Source organism: Paenibacillus amylolyticus (genome assembly GCF_050990605.1).
Taxonomy (GTDB): Bacteria; Bacillota; Bacilli; order Paenibacillales; family Paenibacillaceae; genus Paenibacillus; species Paenibacillus amylolyticus_H.
In genome coordinates this window covers 3,505,281-3,529,705 of record NZ_CP158832.1, presented here as the reverse complement: position 1 = coordinate 3,529,705, position 24,425 = coordinate 3,505,281, and the positions used below count along the sequence as shown (strand labels likewise).

The 24,425-nt window shown below is 46.5% G+C and carries 23 protein-coding genes and 1 pseudogene; 14 read left to right on the top strand and 10 right to left on the bottom strand.

Annotation, left to right across the window (positions count from 1 at the left end):
- Positions 1–7 precede the first annotated feature (7 nt).
- Positions 8–490 carry a hypothetical protein gene (locus tag ABTV53_RS15705; RefSeq protein ID WP_433743941.1) on the top strand — a complete coding sequence of 161 codons (483 nt, stop codon included), beginning with the start codon at positions 8–10 and terminating at the stop codon, positions 488–490.
- 42 nt (positions 491–532) lie between these two features.
- Complete coding sequence (locus ABTV53_RS15700) at positions 533–1,234, top strand: M50 family metallopeptidase (protein ID WP_433743938.1); 702 nt, start codon at positions 533–535, stop codon at positions 1,232–1,234.
- Positions 1,235–1,336: 102 nt separating this feature from the next.
- Here the strand turns inward: ABTV53_RS15700 and ABTV53_RS15695 are convergent, their stop codons facing one another.
- From ABTV53_RS15695 to ABTV53_RS15675, 5 genes are all read right to left on the bottom strand, one after another.
- Positions 1,337–1,708, bottom strand: a complete 372-nt coding sequence (locus ABTV53_RS15695; RefSeq protein ID WP_433743935.1) for a DUF4363 family protein — start codon at positions 1,706–1,708, stop codon at positions 1,337–1,339.
- 26 nt (positions 1,709–1,734) lie between these two features.
- Positions 1,735–2,463 (bottom strand): DUF421 domain-containing protein, encoded by a 729-nt coding sequence (locus ABTV53_RS15690; protein WP_433743932.1) that lies wholly within the window; start codon positions 2,461–2,463, stop codon positions 1,735–1,737.
- A gap of 171 nt (positions 2,464–2,634) precedes the next feature.
- A complete protein-coding gene (locus ABTV53_RS15685; RefSeq protein ID WP_421890184.1) occupies positions 2,635–3,498 on the bottom strand; it encodes an SDR family oxidoreductase in 864 nt (287 codons plus the stop codon).
- A complete protein-coding gene (gene uxuA, locus ABTV53_RS15680) occupies positions 3,495–4,562 on the bottom strand; it encodes a mannonate dehydratase (RefSeq protein WP_433743929.1) in 1,068 nt (355 codons plus the stop codon). Before uxuA ends, ABTV53_RS15685 begins: the two co-directional genes overlap by 4 nt.
- Positions 4,563–4,602: 40 nt before the next feature.
- Positions 4,603–5,277 (bottom strand): GntR family transcriptional regulator, encoded by a 675-nt coding sequence (locus ABTV53_RS15675; protein WP_421891200.1) that lies wholly within the window; start codon positions 5,275–5,277, stop codon positions 4,603–4,605.
- A 272-nt stretch (positions 5,278–5,549) separates the two neighbouring features.
- Between ABTV53_RS15675 and ABTV53_RS15670 the strand changes: the two genes are divergently transcribed.
- Both ABTV53_RS15670 and ABTV53_RS15665 read left to right on the top strand, forming a co-directional pair.
- Positions 5,550–5,852 (top strand): ArsR/SmtB family transcription factor, encoded by a 303-nt coding sequence (locus ABTV53_RS15670; protein WP_421890177.1) that lies wholly within the window; start codon positions 5,550–5,552, stop codon positions 5,850–5,852.
- A gap of 90 nt (positions 5,853–5,942) precedes the next feature.
- The gene (locus tag ABTV53_RS15665; RefSeq protein ID WP_433743924.1) at positions 5,943–7,346 is read left to right on the top strand and encodes an aldehyde dehydrogenase; all 1,404 of its coding nucleotides are present in this window, start codon (positions 5,943–5,945) and stop codon (positions 7,344–7,346) included.
- A 31-nt stretch (positions 7,347–7,377) separates the two neighbouring features.
- Here ABTV53_RS15665 and ABTV53_RS15660 read toward each other — a convergent pair whose 3' ends face one another.
- Positions 7,378–8,289: an AraC family transcriptional regulator gene (locus ABTV53_RS15660; RefSeq protein WP_433743921.1), complete on the bottom strand. Its 912-nt coding sequence runs from the start codon at positions 8,287–8,289 to the stop codon at positions 7,378–7,380.
- Between the two features lie 178 nt (positions 8,290–8,467).
- On the opposite strand from ABTV53_RS15660, the gene ABTV53_RS15655 reads away from it, so the two are divergent.
- The 9 genes from ABTV53_RS15655 to ABTV53_RS15615 all read left to right on the top strand — a co-directional run bounded on the left by ABTV53_RS15655 (position 8,468) and on the right by ABTV53_RS15615 (position 19,478).
- Positions 8,468–10,696, top strand: a complete 2,229-nt coding sequence (locus ABTV53_RS15655) for a glycoside hydrolase family 52 protein (RefSeq protein ID WP_433743918.1) — start codon at positions 8,468–8,470, stop codon at positions 10,694–10,696.
- Entirely contained in the window at positions 10,693–12,840 is a 2,148-nt protein-coding gene (locus tag ABTV53_RS15650; protein WP_433743915.1) for an alpha-glucuronidase family glycosyl hydrolase, read from the top strand. The genes ABTV53_RS15655 and ABTV53_RS15650 overlap by 4 nt, the downstream gene beginning before the upstream one ends.
- A gap of 74 nt (positions 12,841–12,914) precedes the next feature.
- Positions 12,915–13,988 (top strand): NAD(P)-dependent alcohol dehydrogenase, encoded by a 1,074-nt coding sequence (locus ABTV53_RS15645; RefSeq protein WP_433743912.1) that lies wholly within the window; start codon positions 12,915–12,917, stop codon positions 13,986–13,988.
- A gap of 178 nt (positions 13,989–14,166) precedes the next feature.
- Positions 14,167–14,433, top strand: coding sequence for an HPr family phosphocarrier protein (locus ABTV53_RS15640; protein WP_026081056.1), 267 nt, complete (start codon positions 14,167–14,169; stop codon positions 14,431–14,433).
- Between the two features lie 144 nt (positions 14,434–14,577).
- The gene (locus tag ABTV53_RS15635) at positions 14,578–14,829 is read left to right on the top strand and encodes a type B 50S ribosomal protein L31 (protein WP_433743910.1); all 252 of its coding nucleotides are present in this window, start codon (positions 14,578–14,580) and stop codon (positions 14,827–14,829) included.
- A gap of 401 nt (positions 14,830–15,230) precedes the next feature.
- The gene (locus ABTV53_RS15630) at positions 15,231–15,536 is read left to right on the top strand and encodes a Dabb family protein (RefSeq protein WP_433743907.1); all 306 of its coding nucleotides are present in this window, start codon (positions 15,231–15,233) and stop codon (positions 15,534–15,536) included.
- A gap of 151 nt (positions 15,537–15,687) precedes the next feature.
- Positions 15,688–16,449, top strand: coding sequence for an SDR family NAD(P)-dependent oxidoreductase (locus tag ABTV53_RS15625; protein WP_433743904.1), 762 nt, complete (start codon positions 15,688–15,690; stop codon positions 16,447–16,449).
- A 196-nt stretch (positions 16,450–16,645) separates the two neighbouring features.
- A complete protein-coding gene (gene poxB, locus ABTV53_RS15620; RefSeq protein WP_433743901.1) occupies positions 16,646–18,400 on the top strand; it encodes a ubiquinone-dependent pyruvate dehydrogenase in 1,755 nt (584 codons plus the stop codon).
- A gap of 322 nt (positions 18,401–18,722) precedes the next feature.
- Entirely contained in the window at positions 18,723–19,478 is a 756-nt protein-coding gene (locus ABTV53_RS15615; RefSeq protein WP_433743898.1) for an SDR family NAD(P)-dependent oxidoreductase, read from the top strand.
- A gap of 120 nt (positions 19,479–19,598) precedes the next feature.
- Here the strand turns inward: ABTV53_RS15615 and ABTV53_RS15610 are convergent, their stop codons facing one another.
- The 4 genes from ABTV53_RS15610 to ABTV53_RS15595 form a co-directional block, all read right to left on the bottom strand.
- Positions 19,599–20,783 (bottom strand): MFS transporter, encoded by a 1,185-nt coding sequence (locus ABTV53_RS15610; protein WP_433743895.1) that lies wholly within the window; start codon positions 20,781–20,783, stop codon positions 19,599–19,601.
- Positions 20,784–21,013: 230 nt separating this feature from the next.
- The gene (locus ABTV53_RS15605) at positions 21,014–21,301 is read right to left on the bottom strand and encodes an ArsR/SmtB family transcription factor (RefSeq protein WP_433754233.1); all 288 of its coding nucleotides are present in this window, start codon (positions 21,299–21,301) and stop codon (positions 21,014–21,016) included.
- Positions 21,302–21,471: 170 nt separating this feature from the next.
- Positions 21,472–21,819 (bottom strand): ribosomal protein L7/L12, encoded by a 348-nt coding sequence (locus ABTV53_RS15600; protein ID WP_433743891.1) that lies wholly within the window; start codon positions 21,817–21,819, stop codon positions 21,472–21,474.
- A 39-nt stretch (positions 21,820–21,858) separates the two neighbouring features.
- Positions 21,859–23,058 carry a cytochrome P450 family protein gene (locus tag ABTV53_RS15595; RefSeq protein ID WP_433743888.1) on the bottom strand — a complete coding sequence of 400 codons (1,200 nt, stop codon included), beginning with the start codon at positions 23,056–23,058 and terminating at the stop codon, positions 21,859–21,861.
- A 188-nt stretch (positions 23,059–23,246) separates the two neighbouring features.
- Between ABTV53_RS15595 and ABTV53_RS15590 the strand changes: the two are divergent.
- Positions 23,247–24,222 (top strand): annotated as a pseudogene (locus tag ABTV53_RS15590) (aldo/keto reductase).
- Positions 24,223–24,425: the final 203 nt, after the last annotated feature.

The window sequence follows — 24,425 nt, the reverse complement described above, 5'->3', positions numbered from 1 at the left end:
GCATTAGATGAGTTTAAATGAGGAACATGAAGTATTGTTAAGTGAACAGCCTGCCCATCTATGGAGACGACGCAAGCTCGAGCTGATGCAGTGGACGGAACGTGATAAACATACGGTATCCGCGAAGAAAACGGAGATTTGGAACGGTGTTGAAGTTGATGCCGAGCTTGTGAAGGCACTGTCCATACTTCAAAAGGCGGGAGTAAAGACGGAATTTTCATGTGCAGGGGTGAGTCCGCTCGATGAACCTGTTGATCATTCCCTCTATGCGTATGTTACCCTTGTGCAGAGTGAAGTTGCGGATCAATTCGTGCACTACGCATGCCGTCGGATGCGGAATCGACTGCTCGTTACGCTAGAGGCTGGAAAGGGCCGCTATGATCTATCTTCTTTTTTCATTGGACACAATCGGAGCTTCTGCTGGTGGATGGAGCACTGTGCCTTACAGTTCGGAAGCCGAAACGAATTGAGTGAAAAAAGCGTAGTATAAAGGATAACTTGTTTATTTGAAGGTAAAGGAGGTATGGCACGATTGAATAAGTGGGTCAAAACGATACTTTTTCTACTAGGCTCCGTCTTTCTTACACGATTCATCCCATTCTCGTCCTTGTTCCGTAACCTGGATACGATGATTCACGAATTCGGTCATGCACTAATGACACTGGTATTGTCGGGTAAAGTGCTGCGGATTGAATTATATGCTGATCATAGCGGTGTAACGTATTCGTCCATGCTGACGCCAGGCAGATCGATTCTGGTTTCTCTGGCGGGATATATCAGTGCATCCTTGTTCGCCTGGCTGTTGTTTTACTTATACCGCAAAGGCTTGCATATGTGGGGACTCGGGATTATGACGGCTGTCGCTTTGGTGTCACTCCTGTTATATGTAAGAGGGGAGTTTGGCATGTTATGGCTGACCGGGTTCATCGTACTTAACGTTGTCATTATGATTTTTGGTGCCAAAATCATGAAGTACTATTATTTGTTACTGGCGTTTCTTACGCTGGAAGAGTCGGTCGTTAGTGCTGTATACGTTGGACTGATGTCCTGGACACAACCTTCACGGGCAGGGGATGCGGCGAATCTCGCTCAGCAGACATTCCTTCCGGCGCTATTCTGGGGAACGCTGTTTGCTTTGTTTGCACTGTGGTGTGCCAAGGGAGCACTCAGTCTCTTTTTCCGCAAAGAAGGAACTTCGCGATCGTCACGGTCTCGGGGATTACGAAGAGCGTAACGGATGTAAACTTATACAAAAACAAAGAAGGCACTTCCTTTCTTCATGAAAGGTGAGTGCCCTTTGCTTTTGGACGTACATCTGATATTGAACACATTGAACCTAATCGCCAAGATTATCCCATAACACATAAAAGTAATAAATCTCCTCCATAATCGCCTTATCATCCTGTGCTGCAACGCCGCCCTTCATCCGAGCAAGGGTGCCCAGAATGTCATATATCGTTTCACGCTCCACACTGAACTGAATGCGGTTGACGATTTTATCCCAGGCCTTCATCGCATAATCAATCTGTGACTTGGCTGCCGTCCACTGTTTGCCCTCAACGTTTTTTTCCAGCGTTTGCACTGATTCGAGTAAGCGATCTTGGGTACCAAATGGTTTTTTGAGATATGTTCCGCTAGCCATGATCGCTACGAATAGCAAGATCAAAAAGATTGGAAGTACATATAGCAACCAGAAACGTGTTTTCATTCAACCACCTCCCGCAATGTGAACATTTAGAATGGTCCTTCATAGTCACCCATATCCACTTTTTCGTTAAAACGATCATCAAAGAGATCAATGTACAATTTGTCATTGGGCAGAATGGCAGCAAATGCAATATCTTGAATCGTCACTTTTTGCTTTTTCAGTTGTTCGGTGAGCCACTTGATATCCTTATGTCTCTCATACAGGTTCTGTTTGATCAGAACACCATCAATGATCAGTTCGGTCATCAGCTTGCTTTTCGGGGGATGCATATGCATATCTTTGGCGGTAACAGGCTGATGCTCAGGTTTTAACACAACAGAGAGACTGCCATCGGGCTCCATGATAGCATAGTTGATTGTAGTAATATCAAATACATCTTTTTGGCGAAGCATGACGGTCAGTTCGTCAAATTTCACACGCATTTTATGCAGGTTTTGTTCCAGAACTTTGCCTTCCTGAATCACCAGGGTAGGATCGGAATCCATCAATTTGGAGAGGGTTCTACTTTTCATCGTTACGAACTGAAAGATGATCGTGATCAGTGTGAAAATGGTCAGCGAAACAAAATGAATCCATGCCTTCGAAGATAAATCTGTCGCAAATGTTCCTGCGATGGAACCGATAGTGATCCCGTTAATGTAATCAAAATACGTCAGGTTACCCATTTGTTGTTTACCTAGCACCCTTGTATAGATGATCAAGGTTATAAAGGTGATAATTGAACGAACGGTGACAACCCATGTTTCTTCCATCATTTATGGTTCACCTTCCTTTACTTCACTTTGCATAGTTACTATAACAAGCTTTTCCTAGGCTGGATGATCTTATGCTTAAACGCAAAAAAACCGAAGCATGGGTAAGTATCCCAAGTTTCGGTTTCATTAAATACCTATATTAGTTGAACTGATTCATTTACACGTTAATCGTTAAACACCGGAATACGCCATAAATCCGCCATCTACTGGAATGACCGTGCCTGTGACAAAGCCGGACTGTCTTTCATCCGCAAGCCACATCAACGTGCCCAGCAGATCCTCCGGTTTGCCAAAGCGGCGCATGGGTGTATGAGCGATAATTTTACTGGAACGCTCCGTAGGTGAGCCGTCTGGTTGCAGTAATAGATTACGGTTTTGCTCAGTCAGGAAAAACCCGGGGGCAATAGCATTGACACGAATACCGGATTCGGCCAGATGAACGGCGAGCCACTGCGTGAAGTTGTTAATGGCTGCCTTCGCAGCGCTGTATGCAGGAACTTTGGTCATGGGCGATGGGGCGCTCATGGAAGAAATGTTAATGACAGTGGCGGGAACATTGCGTTCTATCATATGTTTTGCAAAAATCTGAGTGGGGATGAGCGAACCGACAAAATTCAGATCCATCACCTGACGAAATCCCTCTACACTTACATCGAAAAATGTAGTGACATCGCTTTTTTCCAGATCTTCCAATCTGAAAATTTCATTTGTGGTGTTGGCACTGGCGTTATTGCCACCCGCGCCATTGATAAGAATATCACATGGTCCAAGCTGTTCCAGTACAGCATCCGCCGCCGCTTGCACACTATCGGCCTGGGTTACGTCACAGGCTATAGCAATCGCTCTGCCACCGGCAGCTTCAATCGCCGCTACAACTTCTTGCCCCTTGGACACGGTGCGGTTCAGGATGGCTACACTTGCACCGTGCCGAGCGAGCTCTTCCGCCATGGAGCGGCATAATACTCCAGCACCTCCGGTGATTACAGCTGTTCTGCCTTCGAGACGAGAGGAGCGTTCATATGGGTGTTCACTCATGCTTTTGTCCTCCTTTGCAGGGAATCCCAGACGCCCCAGAGATACATGATCCCCAAAGCCCGGTCATAGAGCCCATAGCCAGGTCGGCACTGTTCTCCCCAGAGATGACGACCGTGGTCGGGTCTTGCATATCCTTCATAACCGATATCGTGATAAGCCTCAACAACCCCTGCAATATCAACACTGCCATCCTGACTGCGATGTGAGGTTTCGATAAAGTCGCCATTATCGTAGATTTTGACATTACGAATGTGGGCAAATGGAATCCGATCCTTGAACTCGTGTATCATCCCGATAATATCATTATCTGCATTTGCTCCCAAAGAGCCACTGCATAACGTCACGCTATTATAAGGACTATCATATAGATTCAAATATTTTCGAACATTCTCCTGACTCGTAATAATCTTTGGTAATCCAAAGATTGGCCAAGGCGGATCATCCGGATGGATGGCCATTCGAATTCCCAGACGTTCGGCTGTCGGAATAATCTCTTGCAGGAAATAACGTGCGTGCTCCCACATATGATCCTCGGTAACATCCTTGTAGGCTTCGAACAGCCCTGTTAAATACTGCAATCGTTCCGGTTCCCAACCTGGCATTGTTAGTTCAGAGTTTTCGGTAATGCGACGAACCAGTTCCAAGGGTTCTATATCAGCGAGTTTACTGTGCTCATAGAAGAGGGCCGTTGAGCCATCCTCCATTTCCTTGTGCATATCCGTGCGAAGCCAGTCGAAGATTGGCATAAAGTTGTAACAGATGACCTTCACACCCACCTGAGCCAGTTTCTCCATCGTTTTAATATAGTTCGCAATGTACTTATCTCTTGATGGCAGACCCAACTTGATATCCTCATGGATGTTCACACTCTCAACGACATCCAGATGTAACCCGGCCTTGTCCGCTGCCGTTTTGACAGCGAGTATCTTATCCATTGGCCATTCCTCGCCAGCAGGAACATCGTGCAGTGCCCACACAATACCTTCAACACCCGGAATCTGCCGGATATGATCCAGCGTTACCGTATCATTGCCTTCGCCGAACCAGCGAAAAACCATTCTCATCACGTTCACCTCATCATGAATAGTAGGAAGAAAAATTAAGTCATTGAAAATAGGAAGGATATGTATCCTGCAGGACAGCCAAATCGGTGACAGTTAAATGCAAATGTTCGTGCATCAGTCGCTCTGCTGTATCGGCATCATGCTGCTGAATGGCCTTGACCATGGACCTGTGCTGTTCAATCAGGTGATCCCACTGGTGGTCGGAGGACAGCCGAAGCATACGACTTCGATTCAAATGTACATTCATCTGCTGGATAACAGTCCAGATGTTGCTTTTATTACAGCCTGCAAAAAGAGTGCTATGGAATTCCTCATCCAATTGGAACATTCGTTCATCATCCGGTTTGACCCTGCATTCCTGTTGCCACGCAAGATTCTGTTCCAGTGCCACCATCTGTTCGTTTGGAAAGTTCTCGCAGGCGAGCCTGATGACGGCTCGTTCGAGCTGTTCGCGCATAAACCGTGCTTCCTCAACGAGATTGACCTGAATCAGAGAAACGTATGTGCCACGCTGCGGGTACACTTCCAGAAGACCTTCCTGAGCAAGCCTTACAAAACTTTCTCGAACAGGTGTCCGGCTGACCTGAAACTCCAGCGAAATTTCTTTCTCGGAAATAGCTGTTCCCGGAGGCATTTTCAGACTCAATATGAGTTTTTTCAGCGTGTAGTAAACGACATCTCGCGTCGAGTAAGAGTTCTTATTCATGGAAGACATACTGCTCGCAGCAGGTAACAAATCGGCTTTGGATGATAACTTTGGGGTATATTCCACAACTTCAACTCCTTCATTGACATACTACCATACTTGTATGGTAGTATGGAAGCGCTTTATCGACATTATTTTAAATTTAGTTGATGATTCACTTGCGGTTTAAGAGAGTAAAGAGTACAATTCAGCTATTAGGTTCAAATGTTTAAACCAACAGACATTCAATATAGAAAATAGTACGTAGAAACATTGAACAAGAATCGTATGGAGGTGAAACCATGGGACAAAAAGCAATTAGCGTTTTTCAAACCTGTATCCCGTTATTTCAGGTGTTAAGTGACAACCATCGCCAATCCATTTTGCTGACACTCACCGAGAAGGGCAGAATGACGGTGAATGAAATTACCGACCAGTCCAGCCTATCCAGACCAGCCATATCTCATCATCTCAAGCTGTTGTTAGAGAAGGGGCTTATATCTGTGGAACAGAAGGGAACACAGCGCTATTATTCGGCTTCATTGAATGCATCGGTGGAACTGTTGAAGGAACTGGTAGCTGCTTTGGAAGAAGAGTGTCTGTAGATTAATAGGGATAAAACATGCTTTTGCATGTGTCATATAGGTTCGTAAGTTTAAACGCTTGATCAATAATAAACAGAGGAGTATGTATATATGACAACAACGATACAGGAAGTAACCAGTCAGGAAGTTGAACAGATTTTGGAGCAGCAACGGGAGTTTTTTCGTTCCGGGGCCACAAGATCGGCAGAAGCTCGAATAGCCCGTCTGAACCAACTCAAGCAGGCGATTCAAAAGTATGAGACCAGACTGACTGAAGCTCTATATCAGGATTTGGGCAAAAGTGAGTTCGAATCCTACACGACCGAAATCGGATTTATGATGGACAGCATCACACACACCATTCGCAAAGTGAATAAATGGGTGAAACCCGTTAAAGTAAAAACGCAAATGGCACTCCTGGGTTCCAAAAGTGTTATTATACCTGAACCCTATGGAGCCGTTCTGATCATCGGACCGTTCAATTATCCATTTCAACTCTTAATCGAACCATTGGTAGGTGCGATTGCGGCAGGCAACACAGCCGTGCTCAAAGCCTCAGAGAATACACCTGCGGTGTCCGCTGTAGTACGTGAAATGATTGCGAGCGTGTTCGAACCGGATTACGTACAAGTGCTTGACGGTGCAAAAGACACAACAACAGCACTAATTAACGCGCCATTCGACTATATCTTTTTTACAGGCAGTGTACCGGTAGGCAAGATTGTAATGGAGGCAGCTGCCAAAAATCTCGTTCCCGTTACGTTGGAACTGGGCGGTAAGAGTCCGGTCATTGTTGATGAACAGGCGGATATCAAAGTAGCTGCGCAGCGCATTATATGGGGCAAACTGCTCAATACAGGGCAGACCTGTATCGCACCCGATTATTTGCTCGTGCATGAGCGTGTGAAGGAATCGTTAATTACGGAGATGAAAGCGGCGATTGTGTCCTTCTTTGGTACGGATATCCAGCACAACAAGGACTATGGGCGAATCGTGAACAAGGGTCATTTTAAACGTCTGACGACTTTGATAGAACGGGATCAGGCCAAAGTGATATATGGGGGAGCTTCGGATGAGGAAGATCGTTTCATTGAACCTACATTAATTGATGCAGAGTCCTGGGATGCAGCGACGATGGAAGATGAGATATTTGGACCGATTCTGCCGATCATCAGCTACCGTAACCTCGATGAAGCGATTTTTGAGATCGTAAAGCGGCCGAAACCACTCGCTTTGTACCTGTTTACTTCCGACACCCGGATTCAGGACAAAGTGCTGCGTGAAGTTTCTTTTGGAGGCGGCTGCATTAACGATACGATCACACATGTTGCGAATCCGCGTCTGCCGTTTGGCGGTGTTGGTCATTCCGGTGTTGGTTCATATCATGGGAAGTACAGCTTCGAAACCTTCTCCCATCTGAAAAGTGTACTGAAGAAAAGCACCAAATTAAATCTGCCAATTCTGTATCCACCGTATGATAACAAGCTGAAGTTGATTAGACGTTTGCTGAAATAAATAAGAAAGCCCAACAGCCTGCTACTGGACTTTATTCCAGAGCAGGCTTTTCCTGTCGGTAGCGGGATGGTGACATGCCGGACCAGCGCTTGAATTGACGACTGAAATGGGCAATATCCTTGTAACCAAGCATAACGGCAATATTCTGCACGGACAGCTTCGGATTGCCCAGAAGAAGCTTCGCTTCATGCAAAACCAGCTGGGACAATACAGCACGGGGAGACTGACCGAACACCTGCTTGAACACGCGATTACAGTGAGAAGAACTGATGCCCAGCTCTGCTGCAATATCATCAATGCCATAGTGACCGTTCGATTCATGTCCCTGTTTGAATTGCTGACTCATCAGGCCTTGCAGTCGATTACGAATCTGGTGGGCAAGTTCGATCTTTTCATGCCCGTCGGTGAACCATTGCGCTGCCTCTTGCGAGACCGCCTCCCACAGATGGCCAAATAGTTCGAATACTGCAGATTGCAGCTGCATACGCTGCACCATTGTATTGGCTGTTTCATCATCCGCAGATGACATCAATTTGCGTAAAACCGGCTCAATCTGCCTTGTAACCGGACTATCCGCGCTGAATCGCACTTGTTTGATGCGTGCCAGCAACGATAGGAACAACGGATCATCAATGTCAAAATGCATGCAAAAATACGTGAATCCCTTGCCGTTATGGCTCTGGCTGGAATGAATGCTTCCTGGAGGAATCAGGAGCAGTTCGCCAGCCTTTTGAATATATAGGGTACCGTTCACCATCATGTGCTGCTCGCCTTCCGTGACATAATTCAATTCATATTGAGGATGCTCATGCGCCGGATAATCCCAGTCCATACCGACACTTCGTAAATGAATGGCGAACAGATTGACGGTTGTTTGCACATCTGGATAAAAAACTTCATGGACACTTTCTCCCAAAGTAGGAGGCAAGTACGTTGAAGACATGGAAAATCCCCCTTTATAGAGGTTGTTCAAAAAAAGCGCTTTTGAACACGCACTTATATCATATGGAATGGTTATGTGTAACCGCTTTAATCCATTATAGTCTATCAGCTTGATTTGGGTAAATATCCGATTGATTTGATCATGGTCTGAGGTGGAACCACGTGTTAGGATGGGGCTAATGAAAACGTATGCAAACTATTTTGAGAGGGGTTATGACGTGAGCACATCCAAATCCATCTTTTATAATGCACATCATGCACCAATTGGTGCTTTTGCGAGTTTTACACTGGGATACAAAGGAGCCAAAGGCGGGTTGGGTCTTGAACTCGGCAAACCGGCAGACCAGAATGTATATATTGGATTACAATCTCGTGATGGAGAGAATTATCAGGCGCTTCCTTTTTATGAAGCTTCCGAGGATGAGAGCAGCCGCTATGATGTAGAGAAGTTGGATAACGGGGACACGGCGTCAACCACAGCGTCCAAAGTTTCACAACCTCTTATTACGGCTTTTCGTGATGAAGATATTACCCGTGAATTCACCTCAGGCATGGATACGTGGACTGCAGGAGACCTGACGTTCCGTATCTACTCGCCTGTACGTCCCGTACCGGATCCAACGAGTGGGGATCGTGAAGAATTAATGGATGCACTCGTACCTGCCGTATTGGTTGAGATGACGATTGACAATACGCAAGGTCAACATTCACGGAAAGCCTACTTTGGCTATCAGGGCAATGATCCGTACTCTGCGATGCGTCTGATTGGGGGGCCGGAAGGCGGCTCCATCACAGGTGTGGGACAAGGTCGACTCACAGCGATTATGTCGGCAGATGACGGACTGTGGCCCGCACGCGGATTTACGCTGGAGAAACTTTTGCAGGAGCAACATCGGGAGAATCTGGCATTTGGACTTGGCTCAACCGCTGCACTACTGATGGAAGTGCCGGCTGGAGAGAAACGTACGTATCAATTCGCCGTATGTTTTTATCGCGGAGGCATTGTGACCACCGGTATGGATACAACGTATTGGTATACACGCTATTTCTCCGATATTCAGGCAGCTGGAGCGTATGCACTCCAACGCTTCAGTGAGTTGACTTCATCCTGTGGAGAGGTTGAACAGCGCCTTGGAACAGGAGCTTTGACCGAAGATCAATCATTCATGCTTGCTCATTCCATTCACAGCTATTATGCCAGTACTCAACTGCTGGATGCCGAGGGTGAGCCACTCTGGGTGGTGAACGAAGGGGAGTATCGCATGATGAACACACTTGATCTGACGGCTGATCAGTTGTACTTCGAGCTTGCCTTGAATCCATGGACGGTGCGTAATGAGCTGGAGTGGTTTGTGAAACGATACAGTTATACGGATCAGGTTCGTTTCCCCGGGGAAGAGAAGTTATATCCGGGCGGAATTACCTTTACCCATGATATTGGTGTTGCCAATGTGTTCTCACGCCCCGGGCACTCGGCATATGAACTGGTTGGCATTGATGACTGCTTCTCACAGATGAGCCACGAGGAACTGGTGAACTGGCTCTGCTGCGCGACAGTATACATTGAACAGACACAGGATCAAACATTTGTGAAAAATATGTTGCCTGTTATCCAGGATTGCTTCGAAAGCATGCTTAATCGTGACCATCCTAACGCTGAACAGCGTAACGGACTGATGGGTCTGGATAGCAGCCGTACCCAAGGTGGAGCAGAAATTACAACTTACGACAGTCTGGATGTGTCACTTGGCCAGTCTCGCAATAATATCTATCTGGCGGGTAAATGTTGGGCGGTCTATGTTGCACTGGAGAAGCTGTTCGCAACGGAGAAGTTGGCAGAACTGTCACATCAAGCAGGGCTTCAGGCGGATCGCTGCGCTGCCAGCATTGCTGCACAGTTGACTGACGGCGGCTACATTCCAGCAGTTATTGCAGAGAATAATGATTCTCGAATCATTCCTTCGATTGAAGGTCTGGTGTTCCCTTACTTTACAGGATGTGAAGCAGCACTGGATGTGAATGGTCGCTTTGGACCTTATCTGAAAGCACTCCAAACTCATCTGAAGACGGTTCTTGTGCCGGGAACATGCCTGTTTGAAGATGGCGGCTGGAAACTGTCCTCAACCAGCAATAACTCGTGGTTAAGCAAAATCTATTTGTCCCAGTTTATCGCTAGAGAGTTACTGGGCGTGGAATGGGATGAGACAGGCAAGGCAGCAGACGCGGCGCATGTCAACTGGCTGCTGCATCCGGAGGAATCCTACTGGTGCTGGAGTGACCAGATCCTGTCAGGTGTGGCGGTTGGCAGCAAATACTACCCGCGTGGTGTAACGTCGATTCTATGGTTGCTCGAAGGAAAAGGTAATCGTCTTGCCCAGATCTATGCGAGTAAGGAGGCGGTACAATGAGCCAATCTATTGTTCAATCTGCCTTATCAGGTCCGCAGTATGATGCGTGGCTGGGGTATCACTCCGAATTGCCAATAGCGAATGGACTTGCTCCAAAGGTGGCTCCTGCTTGGAGCAAGCTGATATTGGCGGAAGAGAACCATGGAGTAATCACAACAGCGCTGACCGAACTTTCACGGGGACTGGAGAAGCTGTATGGCGTGAAACCGACAGTCAGCCATCTGTCTGACGCTCAGCAAGCTGAACGGGACAATCACACTTCCACTCCCGCAATACGAATCGGCACTTGGACAGGGAGCGATTCCGTGGCTGGGTTGTTCAGCGAAACAGAGCGTTCAACTGTTCAAGGAGAAGGGTACATCATTCGTGAGAACGAGACCGAGGGTGGAATGGTCATTGGATCAGAGACCCCCCAAGGTGTGCTCTATGGCGCATTCCATCTGCTTCGAGAGCTGACAATGGATCAAGGAAGTGCAAGTAAAGCCGATGACGCTGCGAATAAGTGGAGCTTCATTATAGAGCAACCTAACAATTCACTACGAATGATTAATCAGTGGGATAACGTAGACGGCAGCATTGAACGTGGTTACGCAGGAGACTCCATTTTCTATGATAACGGGGAATTCACGCTGGACTTGGGACGCATCAGGGATTACGCACGTTTGCTCGCTTCCACGGGCATCAATGCCATATCGATCAACAACGTCAATGTACACCGCCGTGAGAGTCTGTTTCTGACGGAACGTTATCTTGGTGATGTGGCGAAGGTTGCCGCTGAATTCAGAGCGTATGGCATTAGATTGTTCCTGAGCGCCAACTACGCGAGTCCAATTGAGATTGGTGGATTGCCTACGGCTGATCCGCTGGATGCGCAGGTACGGGAATGGTGGAACATTCAAACGGCCAAGGTGTACGCAGCGATTCCGGATTTTGGCGGTTATCTGATCAAGGCAGACTCCGAGAATCGTCCGGGACCATTCACGTATAACCGTGATCATGCCGATGGTGCAAACATGCTGGCTGAAGCCCTTCGGCCATTCGGTGGATTGGTCATCTGGCGTTGTTTCGTCTATAACTGCAAACAAGACTGGCGGGATCGTTCCACAGACCGTGCGCGGGCAGCCTATGACCACTTTAAGCCGCTGGACGGGCGTTTTGCCGACAATGTCATTTTGCAGATCAAGAATGGGCCGATGGACTTTCAGGTGAGGGAGGCGGTATCCCCACTTTTCGGCGCCATGGAACATACGAATCAGGTGATTGAATTCCAGATTACACAGGAGTATACCGGGCAACAACGTCATCTCTGTTATCTGGTTCCCCAGTGGAAAGAAGTTTTGGACTTTGACACCTACGCCAAAGGCGAAGGTTCAGAGATCAAGCGAATTGCGGACGGTTCTCTGTATAAACGACCTCACAGTGGCTTCGCGGCAGTCTCCAACATTGGTGCTGATGCCTGTTGGACAGGACATCCACTCGCGCAGGCGAATCTGTATGGATACGGAAGACTTGCGTGGAATCCGGAGCTGTCCGGGGAAGAGATTGCCGATGAGTGGGTGAGACTCACATTTGGACATGATGACGAAGTTGTACGGCAGGTTATGGGCATGCTTTTGACTTCATTAGAAATCTATGAGAATTATACGGCCCCTCTCGGTGTGGGGTGGATGGTTAATCCGGAGCATCATTATGGACCGAATGTAGATGGATACGAGTATTCCAAATGGGGAACGTATCACTTTGCCGATTGTCATGGCATTGGTGTAGATCGAACCGTGAACAGCGGCACAGGATACACGTCACAGTATCACCCTGAGAATGCGGATCGCTATGAGTCCTTGGACACCTGTCCGGACGAGTTGATCTTATTTTTCCACCACGTGCCGTACACCCATGTTCTGCATTCGGGTAAAACGGTCATTCAGCATATTTATGATACACACTTTGAGGGTGTTGCGCAGGCGGAGGCGTTAGCTGAGACATGGAGACAGCTGGAGCGCAAAATCGACCCGGACATTTTCAGCAAAGTTGCTTCATTACAGGACAACCAGGCCGAACATGCCAAGGAATGGCGGGACATGATCAATACGTATTTCTACCGTAAGAGCGGCATTGCGGATGAACAAGGTCGAACAATCTATTGATTGTAATGTGAAGAAAGAAGATACCTTGTTTTCTTTGATGTACAATAGACAGCATGGACATACCTGAGGAGGAGATGCGTATGGGACAACATCAACTGCCCGAGACCATGAAGGCCGCTGTCATGACAGAGCCAGGACACATTATTATTGAGGAACAACCCGTTCCGCAGCCCGCAGCAGATGAGGTGTTAATCCAGGTGATGGCTGTCGGGGTGTGTGGCTCGGATGTGCATTATTTCGAACATGGGCGCATAGGCAGATTTGTCGTGGAAAAACCGATCATTTTGGGTCATGAATGTGCGGGCATCATTGCTGCTGTGGGCTCGAACGTATCACGTTTGAAAACAGGGGATCGGGTTGCTATTGAGCCTGGGGTGACCTGCGGACGTTGCACGGCCTGCAAGGAAGGTCGCTACAACCTGTGTCCGGATGTACAATTTCTGGCGACCCCTCCCGTGGATGGGGCATTTGTACAATACATGGTGATGCGTGAAGATATGGTATTCTCGATCCCGGATCATCTGTCTTATGAAGAAGCAGCAATGAACGAGCCATTCTCCGTTGGGATTCACGCTGCACGCCGCAGCAAGCTGGCTCCGGGTACAACCCTGGCGATTATGGGCATGGGTCCGGTTGGACTCATGGCCGTGGCTGCTGCCAAATCTTTTGGTGTAGAGAAGATCATTGTAACGGATCTGGAGGAAGTTCGGCTGGAAGCAGCTCGCCGGATGGGTGCCACTCATACCATTAATGTGCGGAATGAAGATGCACTGGCTGTGATTCGCGAGTTAACTGGTGGTGTCGGTGTGGATACTGCATGGGAAACTGCCGGGAACCCAAAGGCGTTACAGTCGGCTCTATATTCACTTCGACGTGGAGGAAAACTTGCGATTGTGGGCCTGCCTGCACAGGATGAGATCGCACTCAATGTTCCATTCATCGCGGACAATGAAGTTGATATCTATGGCATATTCCGTTATGCCAATACGTATCCGGCAGGGATTGAGTTCCTGAGCTCCGGCCAGCATGACGTGATGGCCCTGATTACAGATCGTTATTCACTCGAAGAGACACAGCAAGCGATGGAGCGCGCATTACACAACAAGAGCGGTAGTCTGAAGGTGATGGTATATCCGAACGGCAGATAGGAACAACTTGAAAGAGTCCGGCAGTTCAGGACTCTTTTTTTGTTTTTTTTAAAAAAAAGTATGGGTCAAGCTCCCACAACATGGTATAATTCATGAAGATTTTAATATATAAAATGATACACACCATCATGGTGAATAAGTACCTTGAATAAGTACCTAGTGAAAGGAAATGAAGGTTGTGAGAGTACATGAATTTATGATACACGCTGATTTTCATCGGGATGATCTGATGTCGGTATCTTCTCAAGCGTCACGTTTTTCCTCGGATATTATTTTGTCGTATATGGAGTCTGAGCATGAGCATCGTGTAGATGTCAAAAGCCTGCTTGGAATGGCGTTACTTCCCATTCGATATGGTAGTGTTGTCAGATTACAGACAAGGGGCAGGGATGAACTGGAGGCTTTGGAGTACATGTTGAATGTACTGGAGAAAGGGACGGCGTGACACCTGGTTAGGTGCAAAATCACAGATATCATAATTTTTTTAGCTATTCCTCAAATCCTGCTGGTACTTTGTCCAAAAAAAGAGTATAATAAAATTTAGTTTGATTCTAAAGAAGTACCCATATTAAAGGAGTGTAAATAGATTATGCCAAAAGTTGACATCCATCCAAAGACACAACTCGTAATTTTTTACGATGCAAGTGCTGATTACAAATTCCTGAGTTCTTCCACGAAGTTCTCTAACGAAACTATGGAATGGGAAGACGGTAACTCTTACCCAGTAATCCGTGTGGACACTAGTTCTGCATCCCACCCGTTCTTCACTGGTAAACAAAGAAACGTGGATATCGGTGGCCGTGTTGATAAGTTTAACCGTAAATACAACATCAACAAATAAGTTTGTCTATACATTACAAGAAAACCTCGGGATTTGTCCTGAGGTTTTTTTGTGTACATATTCAGGGTAAAACCTTGTAATTTTTAATTAATATTTTTAACTATATAAATTGAACTAAACATTTACACAGTTGGCCTAAAAGCTTTCTGCAAGAAAGATACATCGGAAGCATACACTATCCCCGGATTTTACCTTTATAAAAAGGAATCAAAAAAATCTGGGGATAACAGCGATCGGAAGGTTGTTCTGTCATCGAAGTGACCAGTGTAAATATTCTTTAGTTCAATTTATATAGAGATAACCATCTGATTAAAAATTAATTCAACCAATTATTGCGCTTACAACACATTCGGATGTACACTAGAAAACAGAGTACGAACATATTGGAGGAGGAAATAGAGATGAGTAGCATCACACATATGGTAACGTTTACACTTTACGCAGGTAAAGATACACCGGAGGCAGAAGCCTTTTTGAAGGAAAGTTCGGATGCACTGGCAGTCATTCCCGGGGTAGAGCAATTTCGGGTTCTGAGACAGGTAAGTGAGAAGAATGAGTTTGACTACAGCTTCTCGATGGTCTTTGCGGATCAGGCTGCGTATGATGCATACAACAATCACCCGGTTCACCGTCAGTATGTAGAAGAGCGTTGGGAAAAGGAAGTCAGTCGCTTCCAGGAAATTGATCTTATTCAACATAATCAGTAATATTCTCTACATATAGGGAAGAAAGCTGACTTACCATATACAGCATTGAACAATGCTGTATTCTTCTCTTAATAATGCGTAACTGTCGAGAGACTATAGTGTTTTTCGAAACCGTTTTCGATCAAATGAATTCAAGGAGGTTTTCGCTGTTATGCAATTGGATCTCACAGGAAAAACGGCTCTGGTTACAGGCGCAACCGGTCAACTGGGGAGAGTGATCGCTCGCACGTTGGCAGCCTGTGGCGCCAATCTGGCTCTACATTATATAAATAATGATACCAAGGCCCGGGAGCTTCAGGGTGAAATTGAAGCGCTTGGTCGTCAGGCTGTAATTGTACAGGGAGATATTACGAAGCAGGATACTGCATTTCGGATGCGCGATGAAATTCAGCCTGTCCTCGGCGGTGTGGATATCGTCGTTGCCAATGCGGTCATTCAATATGAATGGACAACGGTATTGGAACAGTCTCCTGAAGATTACTTGAGCCAGTTCGAATCCTGTGTTATGCAGAGTGTGTATCTTGCCAAAGCATTCATTCCACATATGCAAAACGTCAAAGCCGGTCGCTTTATTGGCATTAATACAGAATGTGCGATGCAAAACTTCGCTCACCAATCGGCCTACACTGCTGGTAAACGTGGAATGGATGGCGTATATCGTGTGCTGGCCAAGGAGGTTGGCGAGTATCAGATTACTGTAAACCAAGTTGCACCTGGATGGACAATAAGCGAGCGTGATCGCTCCAGTGAGCCTGGACATGATGAGGCCTACACGCGTACCGTGCCGCTGAATCGCAGGGGTGAAGATCAGGAAATCGCCAATGCGGTGGCATTTCTCGCTTCGGATCTGTCCTCGTTTATCACGGGTGCCTACATCCCGGTAAGTGGTGGAAATGTGATGCCTGCCATCTAGAGTACGCTTTGGATTTGGAAATCCACATGGATTACGTATAAATTGATTTTAACTGTAATCCGTTTGTCATTCGACAAACGGATTTTTTGGCATTTTGCTAACAACGAAATATTGGCTTTAAGGTGCAGTTGGGTTCGAGTTTCAGAAGATTGGGGTATAAGAATAGGTATATTAAGGGAGTGGAAACATAATCAAAATGAGCAATCAAAGGAGACCCATCACTTATGAAAAAACAGTAGCGGACGTTCTGGTTGAATCCTTATTGAACGCTGGTATCAAACGTATATATGGCATTGTTGGAGACTCCTTGAATGCGGTACTCGACTCCATCCGTCGTTCTGGGAAGATCGAGTGGATTCATGTACGACATGAAGAAGTAGCTGCATTTGCTGCTGGGGCGGACGCTGAGGTCAGTGGAAGTATCGCTGTCTGTGCAGGTAGTAGTGGTCCTGGTAATATGCATCTTATTAATGGTCTGTACGACTGTCACCGCAATCGTGTTCCTGTACTCGCTATCGCTGCACATATCCCAAGTGACGAGATTGGCAGTGAATATTTTCAGGCGACCCATCCGGAGTATCTGTTTCAGGAATGTAGTGATTATTGTGAAGTCATTACAACAGCAAAACAGATGCCGCGTTCCTTGACGATGGCCATTCAGACAGCAGTTGCACGTTCAGGTGTGTCCGTCGTTGTATTGCCGGGGGATGTGGCTGGACTTGAAGCAGCCGATCTGCCTGTGCCAGAGCATGTATATCACGCGACCAATCCAGTGGTACATCCTTCTGAGCCTGAACTCGTTAAACTGGCAGAGTATCTGAATCAAGGCAATAAAATTACGTTATTGTGCGGTGCAGGCTGCGCGGGCGCTCGGGAACCCCTTATGCAGCTCTGTGATCGGTTGAAATCCCCCATGGTTATTGCATTAAGGGGTAAGGAATATTTGGAGTATGACAACCCCTATTCCGTCGGCCTTACCGGCCTGATCGGGTATTCATCCGGTTATCATGCCATGATGGACTGTGATGTATTGTTGATGCTGGGGACGGATTTCCCATATCGTCAATTCTATCCCGAAGATGCAAAAGTGCTTCAGGTCGACATTCAATCCTCCCATCTCGGTCGGCGTACGAAGCTGGATTATGGTGTATGTGGAGATGTAAAAGCGACCATTGAAACTTTGCTTCCATATCTAACAGAAGAACACAGTGACAAACATTTGCGTAAAAGTGTGGACCATTATGTGAAAGTACGAAAAGAACTGGACGAGCTAGCCGTTGGAAAACCGGGTAAAAAGCCGATCCATCCGCAGTACCTGACCAAGATCATTAGTGATGCCGCAGCTGAAAATGCCATCTTCACCTGCGATGTCGGTACTCCGACAGTATGGGGGGCCCGTTATATCGAGATGAGCCGCAACCGCAGGCTGCTCGGTTCATTCAGTCACGGTACGATGGCCAATGCGCTGCCACAAGCGATTGGTGCACAAGTCGCTGATCCAGGCAGACAAGTCATCTCGTTGTCGGGTGATGGTGGTATTACGATGCTGATGGGTGATCTGTTGACATTGAAACAGCATCATCTGCCGATTAAAGTGGTGGTGTTTAATAATGGAGCACTTGGTTTTGTTGAGCTGGAGATGAAAGCTGCCGGATTCCTGGAATCGGGAACAGAGCTTGTCAATCCAAACTTTGCGATGGTTGCTCAGGCCATGGGCATGGAAGGCATTCGGGTTGAGGATCCGGGTGAACTGGAAGGAGCTGTGCAGCGTGCACTTCAGCATGATGGTCCTGTACTGATTGATGTCGTGGTGAACCGACAGGAATTGTCTTTGCCACCGAAGATTGAGTTCAAACAGGCGGAAGGATTCACCTTATGGATGTTGAAAGCTGTGCTGAACGGACGCGGTGACGAGATCATTGAATTGGCAAAAACCAATTTGCTGAGATAGGCGTTACGATAAAGTGGATATGCAAGTTTGAAGGCGTGGAGCCACTAACTTTAATAGGGTGATTTATGTAAAAAGAAGAGCATGCAACAAGATATTCCAGTTGCATGCTCCTTCGATGAAATGCTGAAAATGTGACATATGATATAGTATGAAAACATATTATATGATTTGTTTTTATGTCGAAAGTCTATTAGAATAGGTAATGTCAGGAAGGTTTTATGCCATTTTTGACCTACATATTGCATCATTACAAGTACGTACGTTTCATATCGTATTCATCGATCCAATCACAAGATGACACACACACATGGAGGAGATCAACATGAGTCACGCAGGAAAAGTAGCCATTATCACTGGAGCAGGAAGTGGACTAGGCCAAGCGGCAGCGCTAAAGCTGGCTGAGAAGGGCGCATCCATAGTCGTCGTAGATCTTGTCGAAGAGACAGGGCTTGAAACGGTTAAGCAGATTGAGAAGCTGGGAAGTAAAGCTATTTTTGTAAAGGCAGATGTGAGTAAAGCACCTGAAGTTGAGAATTATGTGAAAAAAGCAGTCGAAGAATTTGGACGAATCGACATGTTCTTTAATAATGCAGGAATTGCGGGTCCTGGGATCAAGTTGATTGAACATACGATCGAGCAGTTTGACCAGATTATTGATATTAACCTGAGAAGTGTGTTCTACGGGTTAAAGTATGTGATTACGGAAATGCTCAAAACAGGTGGGGGTTCCATTTTGAATACAGCATCTACAGCCGGTATTGTTGGTGTACCCGCGGTTGCACCTTACGCAGCAACCAAACATGGCGTAGTCGGCTTGACCCGCACAGCTGCAATTGAATATGGCAAGGACAATATTCGTGTGAACGCGATTGCGCCAGGCACGATTGAGACACCGATGGTTGTTCAGTTTGGTAAAGATAATCCTGAAGTGTTCAAAGCAACGGTGGACAGCATTCCATCTGGACGTCTTGGCAGACCGGAAGAGATTGCGAACCTGGTTTCCTTCCTTCTGGGAGATGAGGCGCCGTATATCAATGGTGCAGTATATCCGATCGATGGTGCAGTTACAGCCCAATAAGCGTTAAGCTTATTGGCAATAAAATAGTTGTTAAGATGGTCAAAGAGAGGTCACTGTATGTTTACAGTGCCTCTCTTTTTGATTCCTCTTTTATACTACGAATGGTATTGCGAATCCATATTAGGCAACGTTGTGTGATGCATCAGTTTGTGTACTTTTATTAGACGATGAACGATACGAGCCAATAACAATGATGATGGCCACAACGACCCCGACAGCCCCAATCCAGGTAATCGATGACAATGATACACTGCTGACCGCGATGCCACCAATACCTGCTCCAGCGGCCATGGCTAATTGCATGACCGAACTATTCAGACTAAGCATAATACCTGAGGATTCGGGAGCCATCGTCACGAGGTTATATTGCTGAGTCGGACCCGAAGACCATGCGGCAAAAGACCACAAAATCAGAACAAGCAAGACAGTGAGATGAGAGCTTGCCGTTATATTTAGCAGGACCAGACTCACGATATGCAGTGTCATGCCTGTGATCAACGTCCGTTTGACACCCCATCTGTCAGCACTGAATCCTCCTACTTTTGAACCGATCAGACTAGCTATGCCGAATGCGAGTAAAGCTGAACTGAGTAGTGCTTCGCTCATTCCTGCAACGGTTGCGAGATAAGGTGAGATATACGTGTAAGCAATGGAATAACCACCTAACCAGAAAAATGTCACGAGCAGTGCCAAACCAATTCGTGGCTGTTTGAGTAACGACAGTTGTTTCTTCAGTGGAACAGAAGCTTCCGCTTTTGAAGGCGGAATGGTGGCCGCAATAACCAGCATGGCGAGAATGCCGAGAACGGCTATACCTGCGAAAACAAGCTTCCAATCCCATGATGCAGCCACAAGCCTTCCAAGCGGAACGCCAACAATCAATGAAGCGGTAAAGCCAGTGATTACTGTGGCAATTGCACTAGCTTGTTTGCCCTCAGCAGCTATTTGGGAAGCGACTGTTAACGCTGTGACAACAACGACACCTGCACCCAGAGCCATCAAGACACGTGCTGCGACGAACAGACCATAGCCCGGCAACAGATAAGCAAGTACATTCGCTATAACGAACAGACCAAGGAAATACAGCAACAGCTTGCGACGATCCCAACGCGAAGTCAGTGCAATAATGATAGGTGTACCAAGCGCATATACGAGCGAAAAAATCGTAATGAGTTGCCCGGCAGCGATCAAAGAGATATTCATGGTATCTGCAATGCGATCCAAAATGCCGGCAATGACATATTCGGACGTTCCTACAAGGAAACTGACCAAGGCAAGAACATAGATTTTGAGCGTAGAAGACATGGATACATAACCTCTTTCTGTTTATAATTATTATAATTCTAGAAATATAGAAATAAAGACAAGAGAACGAGACATGAATGCTGTGAATGCAACCCATCTGCGAATGGTGATGTAACCAACTGAGATCATGAAGATTGGTATAAGCGTAATCTTATGTCACCTAGTCTGATATGAAAGGTTGTTTGCTGTTTCAATATTTCTAATTATATAGAAATATAGCTTAAATTTTTTTATTTATTTAGCAGATAGGGAACAAACTTCTGTGCAGTCTCCATGTCCAGGCTGTAATAGATATACGTACCTTTCTTCTGTGATGTGAGCAAGCCGCAATCGGACAGCTGTTTCAGGTGATGAGACAGAGTTGATAGGGCAACGGTAACAAGGCGACTCTCCAGATCAGCAGGACACAGGTTGCTTTCGCCCGATAGAATCTGAATGATTTTGTAGCGTGTATGCTCACCCAGTGCTTTATGAATTTTGACCACTTGTTCAAGTTCATTCGGGTTTGGTTGCATCATCATCCGTCCTTTCGTCTTTATTTCTTATTTCTAGTAATATAGAAATACAGTATCATATGCCCTTTGAAAAGTAAACCCTCGGACGAAGAATCCCTACTTTCTGCTGTGTTATCAGCCAAAAGTACAGAGTAACTTCTCCGAGAGTTATGTGTGTTGTATATCGTTGTATATTACCGATCCAGTGCATCAACATAGTCTTTGGCTTCCTTCAACGAAAGCCCTCTGGCTTCACGCAGTTGTTTGATCGCCATAATTTTTTTCCCTTGTTGTATAAGTGTAAGCAGTTCCTGATCCAGATCAGTTTCGGCTGGTTGACTTGTGTGGGAAGGGGGTGCTTCCTTCGGCGTCAAGATGTAATTGAAGTCGGAGCGTGGGCTGGCGATTGCGGATGAACCATTCTCCAGACGCTCCACATCTCTTTTCAATTCATTTAATTGGCGTTGCAGGCTGGTGACTCTAACCAGTAACACAAGGATCAGAAGCAGCAAAACGATCCATACCAAGGTGTTCATTTCCATGATGTATGGTGCCTCACTTTCAATTATTCATTATAGCCATTATTTAAGTTGAACCGGGATTTCCTTGACACCACGTACAATCATGCCAGGTCTCCATTCCAGTTCGTTCACGTCTGCCTGAAGCTGTATATTTGGAAAACGATTCAGAAGTGTGCTGACTGCAATCTCACCTTCCAGACGAGCAAGCGGGGCCCCGAGGCAGAGATGAATTCCTTTGCCAAATGCCAGATGCGAACTCTTCTCGCGGGTAATGTCGAAGATATCAGCATCCTTAAATTGCTGTTCGTCTCGGTTGGCGGAATCAAGCGCAACAATGACAAGTTCACCTTGAGCGATATGCTGTCCACGGAATTCAATATCTTCCAGGGCCCACCGGGATGTGCTGAACTCCACCGGTCCGTTATAACGCAGCATCTCTTCAATGGCATTGTGAATAAGCTCGGGCTGCTTGATGAGCAGTTCGCGTTGCTCCGGATGCTCCAGCAGGGCGAGAATCCCATTGCCGATGAGATTAACGGTTGTTTCATGACCGGCAATGATTAATAAAGAGACAACGCCAAGCAGTTCTTGTTCAGTTAACTGCTGCCCGGATTCTTCTGCAATAACGAGTTGGCTGATCAGATCAGTGCCGGGAGCTTTTCGTACTTTTTCGAACCAGGCTGTCAGGTAATCTGTAAACTCCCTGGAATGTTGCTCAAACAGCTCGGCGCTCTCGGCTGTGGAAGCATCAATTACCGTATTGGACCATATGCGGAATTGGTCACGATCCTGGGCAGGGACTCCCAGAATTTCACTAATGACAATGATGGGCAGCGGAAAGGCAAAGTCATCGATCAGATTCATTTTTTCCTGTGACGGGAGGTTGTCCAGCAGATCATCAGCAATGTTCTGAATATGGCTTCGCATGTTTGCGACAAGTTTGGGCGTGAATGCTTTCTGTACAAGTCCCCGAAGACGTTTATGATCTGGCGGATCGGAGAACAACATATTATTCGAGAAAATGCTTTGATTGTCAGCGCCGTAACGTCGGACCATGTCTTTGCTGAAGCGAGGATCTTTCAGAATCTGGACTGCATCCTCGTACCGGGTAATAATCCAGCCGAATTCCCCTTGAGGAAACATGACTCGGAAAACGGGCTCATCTTTTCTTAACTTTTCATATACCGGGTAGGGGTTGTGTGTGAATTCTTTCGTGAAAAACGCTGGCCTTGAGGATTCGTTCGGTTCATTCGGTTTCAAATGTAAAATCTCCTCTCATATTCCTGCTTAATACCTGCACCCTCTATATATTCAATACGCAAGCTTTTGAAACCTTGTTTTTTCTTCATACGGATGATCGAGCAGGAAAATAGAGGAAGATGGAAGAAGACATGGAGAGAGAATCGGTTTTTTTCTTGGTAAAAAATGAAAATGAGGTGAACGCTGACATGTCTTACGCACAACTTCCTTTGCATCACCACCAGATTCCGGCAAGTCGAATGGTTCTTGGCTGTATGCGGTTTGGGGGTGAATGGGATGGTCTCCCCATTACTTCAGATCTTGTCGTGGAAGGTCATCGAGCAGTAGAAGCAGCTAGAAATAGGGATTAATCACTTTGATCTGGCGGATATTTACACACGCGGTAAGGCAGAACATGTATTGGGGCGAGTTTTATCTGAAACTCCTGGCTTGCGTGAGCAGATCATTATACAGTCGAAGTGTGGTATACGTCTAGTGGGTGATGATGGAGGACCGCAGCGTTATGACACCTCAGGTGCACATATCCTGGCGAGTGTGGACGGTATCCTGGGACGGCTCGGGATCGATTATCTAGATATTTTGCTATTACATCGTCCTGATCCACTTGCCCATCCACAAGAGATTGGAGAAGCACTGGCTGAGCTGCATCATTCGGGTAAAGTGCGCCATTTTGGTGTGTCCAACATGGGGTCTGAACAGATTCGCCTTCTTCAGCTTCATAGTAAAGTACCTCTGATTGTGAACCAGCTGGAGATGAGTCTGGACAAAATCGGATTCGTAGAAGCCGGTGTGACAGTTAATCGGCCCCAAGCGAGAGACAACGTATTTCCCTATGGCACAATGGAATATTGTCAGGCAGAGCATATTCAACTGCAGGCTTGGGGTCCACTTGCTCAAGGACGATTTAATGGCAGGATCGTCGAGGGACAGCGCGCGGAGATTGAGCATACGGCTCAATTGGTAGATCGAATGGCCAAGGAACGTGGTGTTACATCTGAATCCATTGTACTGGCTTGGTTAATGAAACATCCAGCAGGGATTCAGCCCGTGATTGGTTCGATTCGGCCAGAGCGTATTCTGGCCTGTCGTGATGCGACGAATATGGAGCTTACCCGTTATGAGTGGTACGAGCTGTATTCCGCTTCATGCGGACGTAGAATGTAAGTAGAGACATCTGAGAGAGTGGTTAGTTTCGTTCAAAATGCATAGATGTTGGGTGAAATATGAACATATAAAAAGACACAGGCCGCAGACCTGTGTCTTCTTTGTAATAATCGTCTTCTTTTGGTTGAAACACAATATGGAAAGTGTAATGATTTCTAAGGTCATGTGCCTACAATGCGAATGTACTAGTAATAAGCAGGCTG

Excerpts from the sequence above, each read along its gene's own strand:
- ABTV53_RS15705 (WP_433743941.1), top strand. The coding sequence starts at position 8 with ATGAGTTTAAATGAGGAACATGAAGTATTGTTAAGTGAACAGCCTGCC.
- ABTV53_RS15695 (WP_433743935.1), bottom strand. The coding sequence starts at position 1,708 with ATGAAAACACGTTTCTGGTTGCTATATGTACTTCCAATCTTTTTGATC.
- ABTV53_RS15690 (WP_433743932.1), bottom strand. The coding sequence starts at position 2,463 with ATGATGGAAGAAACATGGGTTGTCACCGTTCGTTCAATTATCACCTTT.
- ABTV53_RS15685 (WP_421890184.1), bottom strand. The coding sequence starts at position 3,498 with ATGAGTGAACACCCATATGAACGCTCCTCTCGTCTCGAAGGCAGAACA.
- uxuA (WP_433743929.1), bottom strand. The coding sequence starts at position 4,562 with ATGAGAATGGTTTTTCGCTGGTTCGGCGAAGGCAATGATACGGTAACG.
- ABTV53_RS15675 (WP_421891200.1), bottom strand. The coding sequence starts at position 5,277 with ATGTCTTCCATGAATAAGAACTCTTACTCGACGCGAGATGTCGTTTAC.
- ABTV53_RS15670 (WP_421890177.1), top strand. The coding sequence starts at position 5,550 with ATGGGACAAAAAGCAATTAGCGTTTTTCAAACCTGTATCCCGTTATTT.
- ABTV53_RS15665 (WP_433743924.1), top strand. The coding sequence starts at position 5,943 with ATGACAACAACGATACAGGAAGTAACCAGTCAGGAAGTTGAACAGATT.
- ABTV53_RS15660 (WP_433743921.1), bottom strand. The coding sequence starts at position 8,289 with ATGTCTTCAACGTACTTGCCTCCTACTTTGGGAGAAAGTGTCCATGAA.
- ABTV53_RS15655 (WP_433743918.1), top strand. The coding sequence starts at position 8,468 with ATGAAAACGTATGCAAACTATTTTGAGAGGGGTTATGACGTGAGCACA.
- ABTV53_RS15650 (WP_433743915.1), top strand. The coding sequence starts at position 10,693 with ATGAGCCAATCTATTGTTCAATCTGCCTTATCAGGTCCGCAGTATGAT.
- ABTV53_RS15645 (WP_433743912.1), top strand. The coding sequence starts at position 12,915 with ATGCGTATGGGACAACATCAACTGCCCGAGACCATGAAGGCCGCTGTC.
- ABTV53_RS15635 (WP_433743910.1), top strand. The coding sequence starts at position 14,578 with ATGCCAAAAGTTGACATCCATCCAAAGACACAACTCGTAATTTTTTAC.
- ABTV53_RS15630 (WP_433743907.1), top strand. The coding sequence starts at position 15,231 with ATGAGTAGCATCACACATATGGTAACGTTTACACTTTACGCAGGTAAA.
- ABTV53_RS15625 (WP_433743904.1), top strand. The coding sequence starts at position 15,688 with ATGCAATTGGATCTCACAGGAAAAACGGCTCTGGTTACAGGCGCAACC.
- poxB (WP_433743901.1), top strand. The coding sequence starts at position 16,646 with ATGAGCAATCAAAGGAGACCCATCACTTATGAAAAAACAGTAGCGGAC.
- ABTV53_RS15615 (WP_433743898.1), top strand. The coding sequence starts at position 18,723 with ATGAGTCACGCAGGAAAAGTAGCCATTATCACTGGAGCAGGAAGTGGA.
- ABTV53_RS15610 (WP_433743895.1), bottom strand. The coding sequence starts at position 20,783 with ATGTCTTCTACGCTCAAAATCTATGTTCTTGCCTTGGTCAGTTTCCTT.
- ABTV53_RS15605 (WP_433754233.1), bottom strand. The coding sequence starts at position 21,301 with ATGATGCAACCAAACCCGAATGAACTTGAACAAGTGGTCAAAATTCAT.
- ABTV53_RS15600 (WP_433743891.1), bottom strand. The coding sequence starts at position 21,819 with ATGGAAATGAACACCTTGGTATGGATCGTTTTGCTGCTTCTGATCCTT.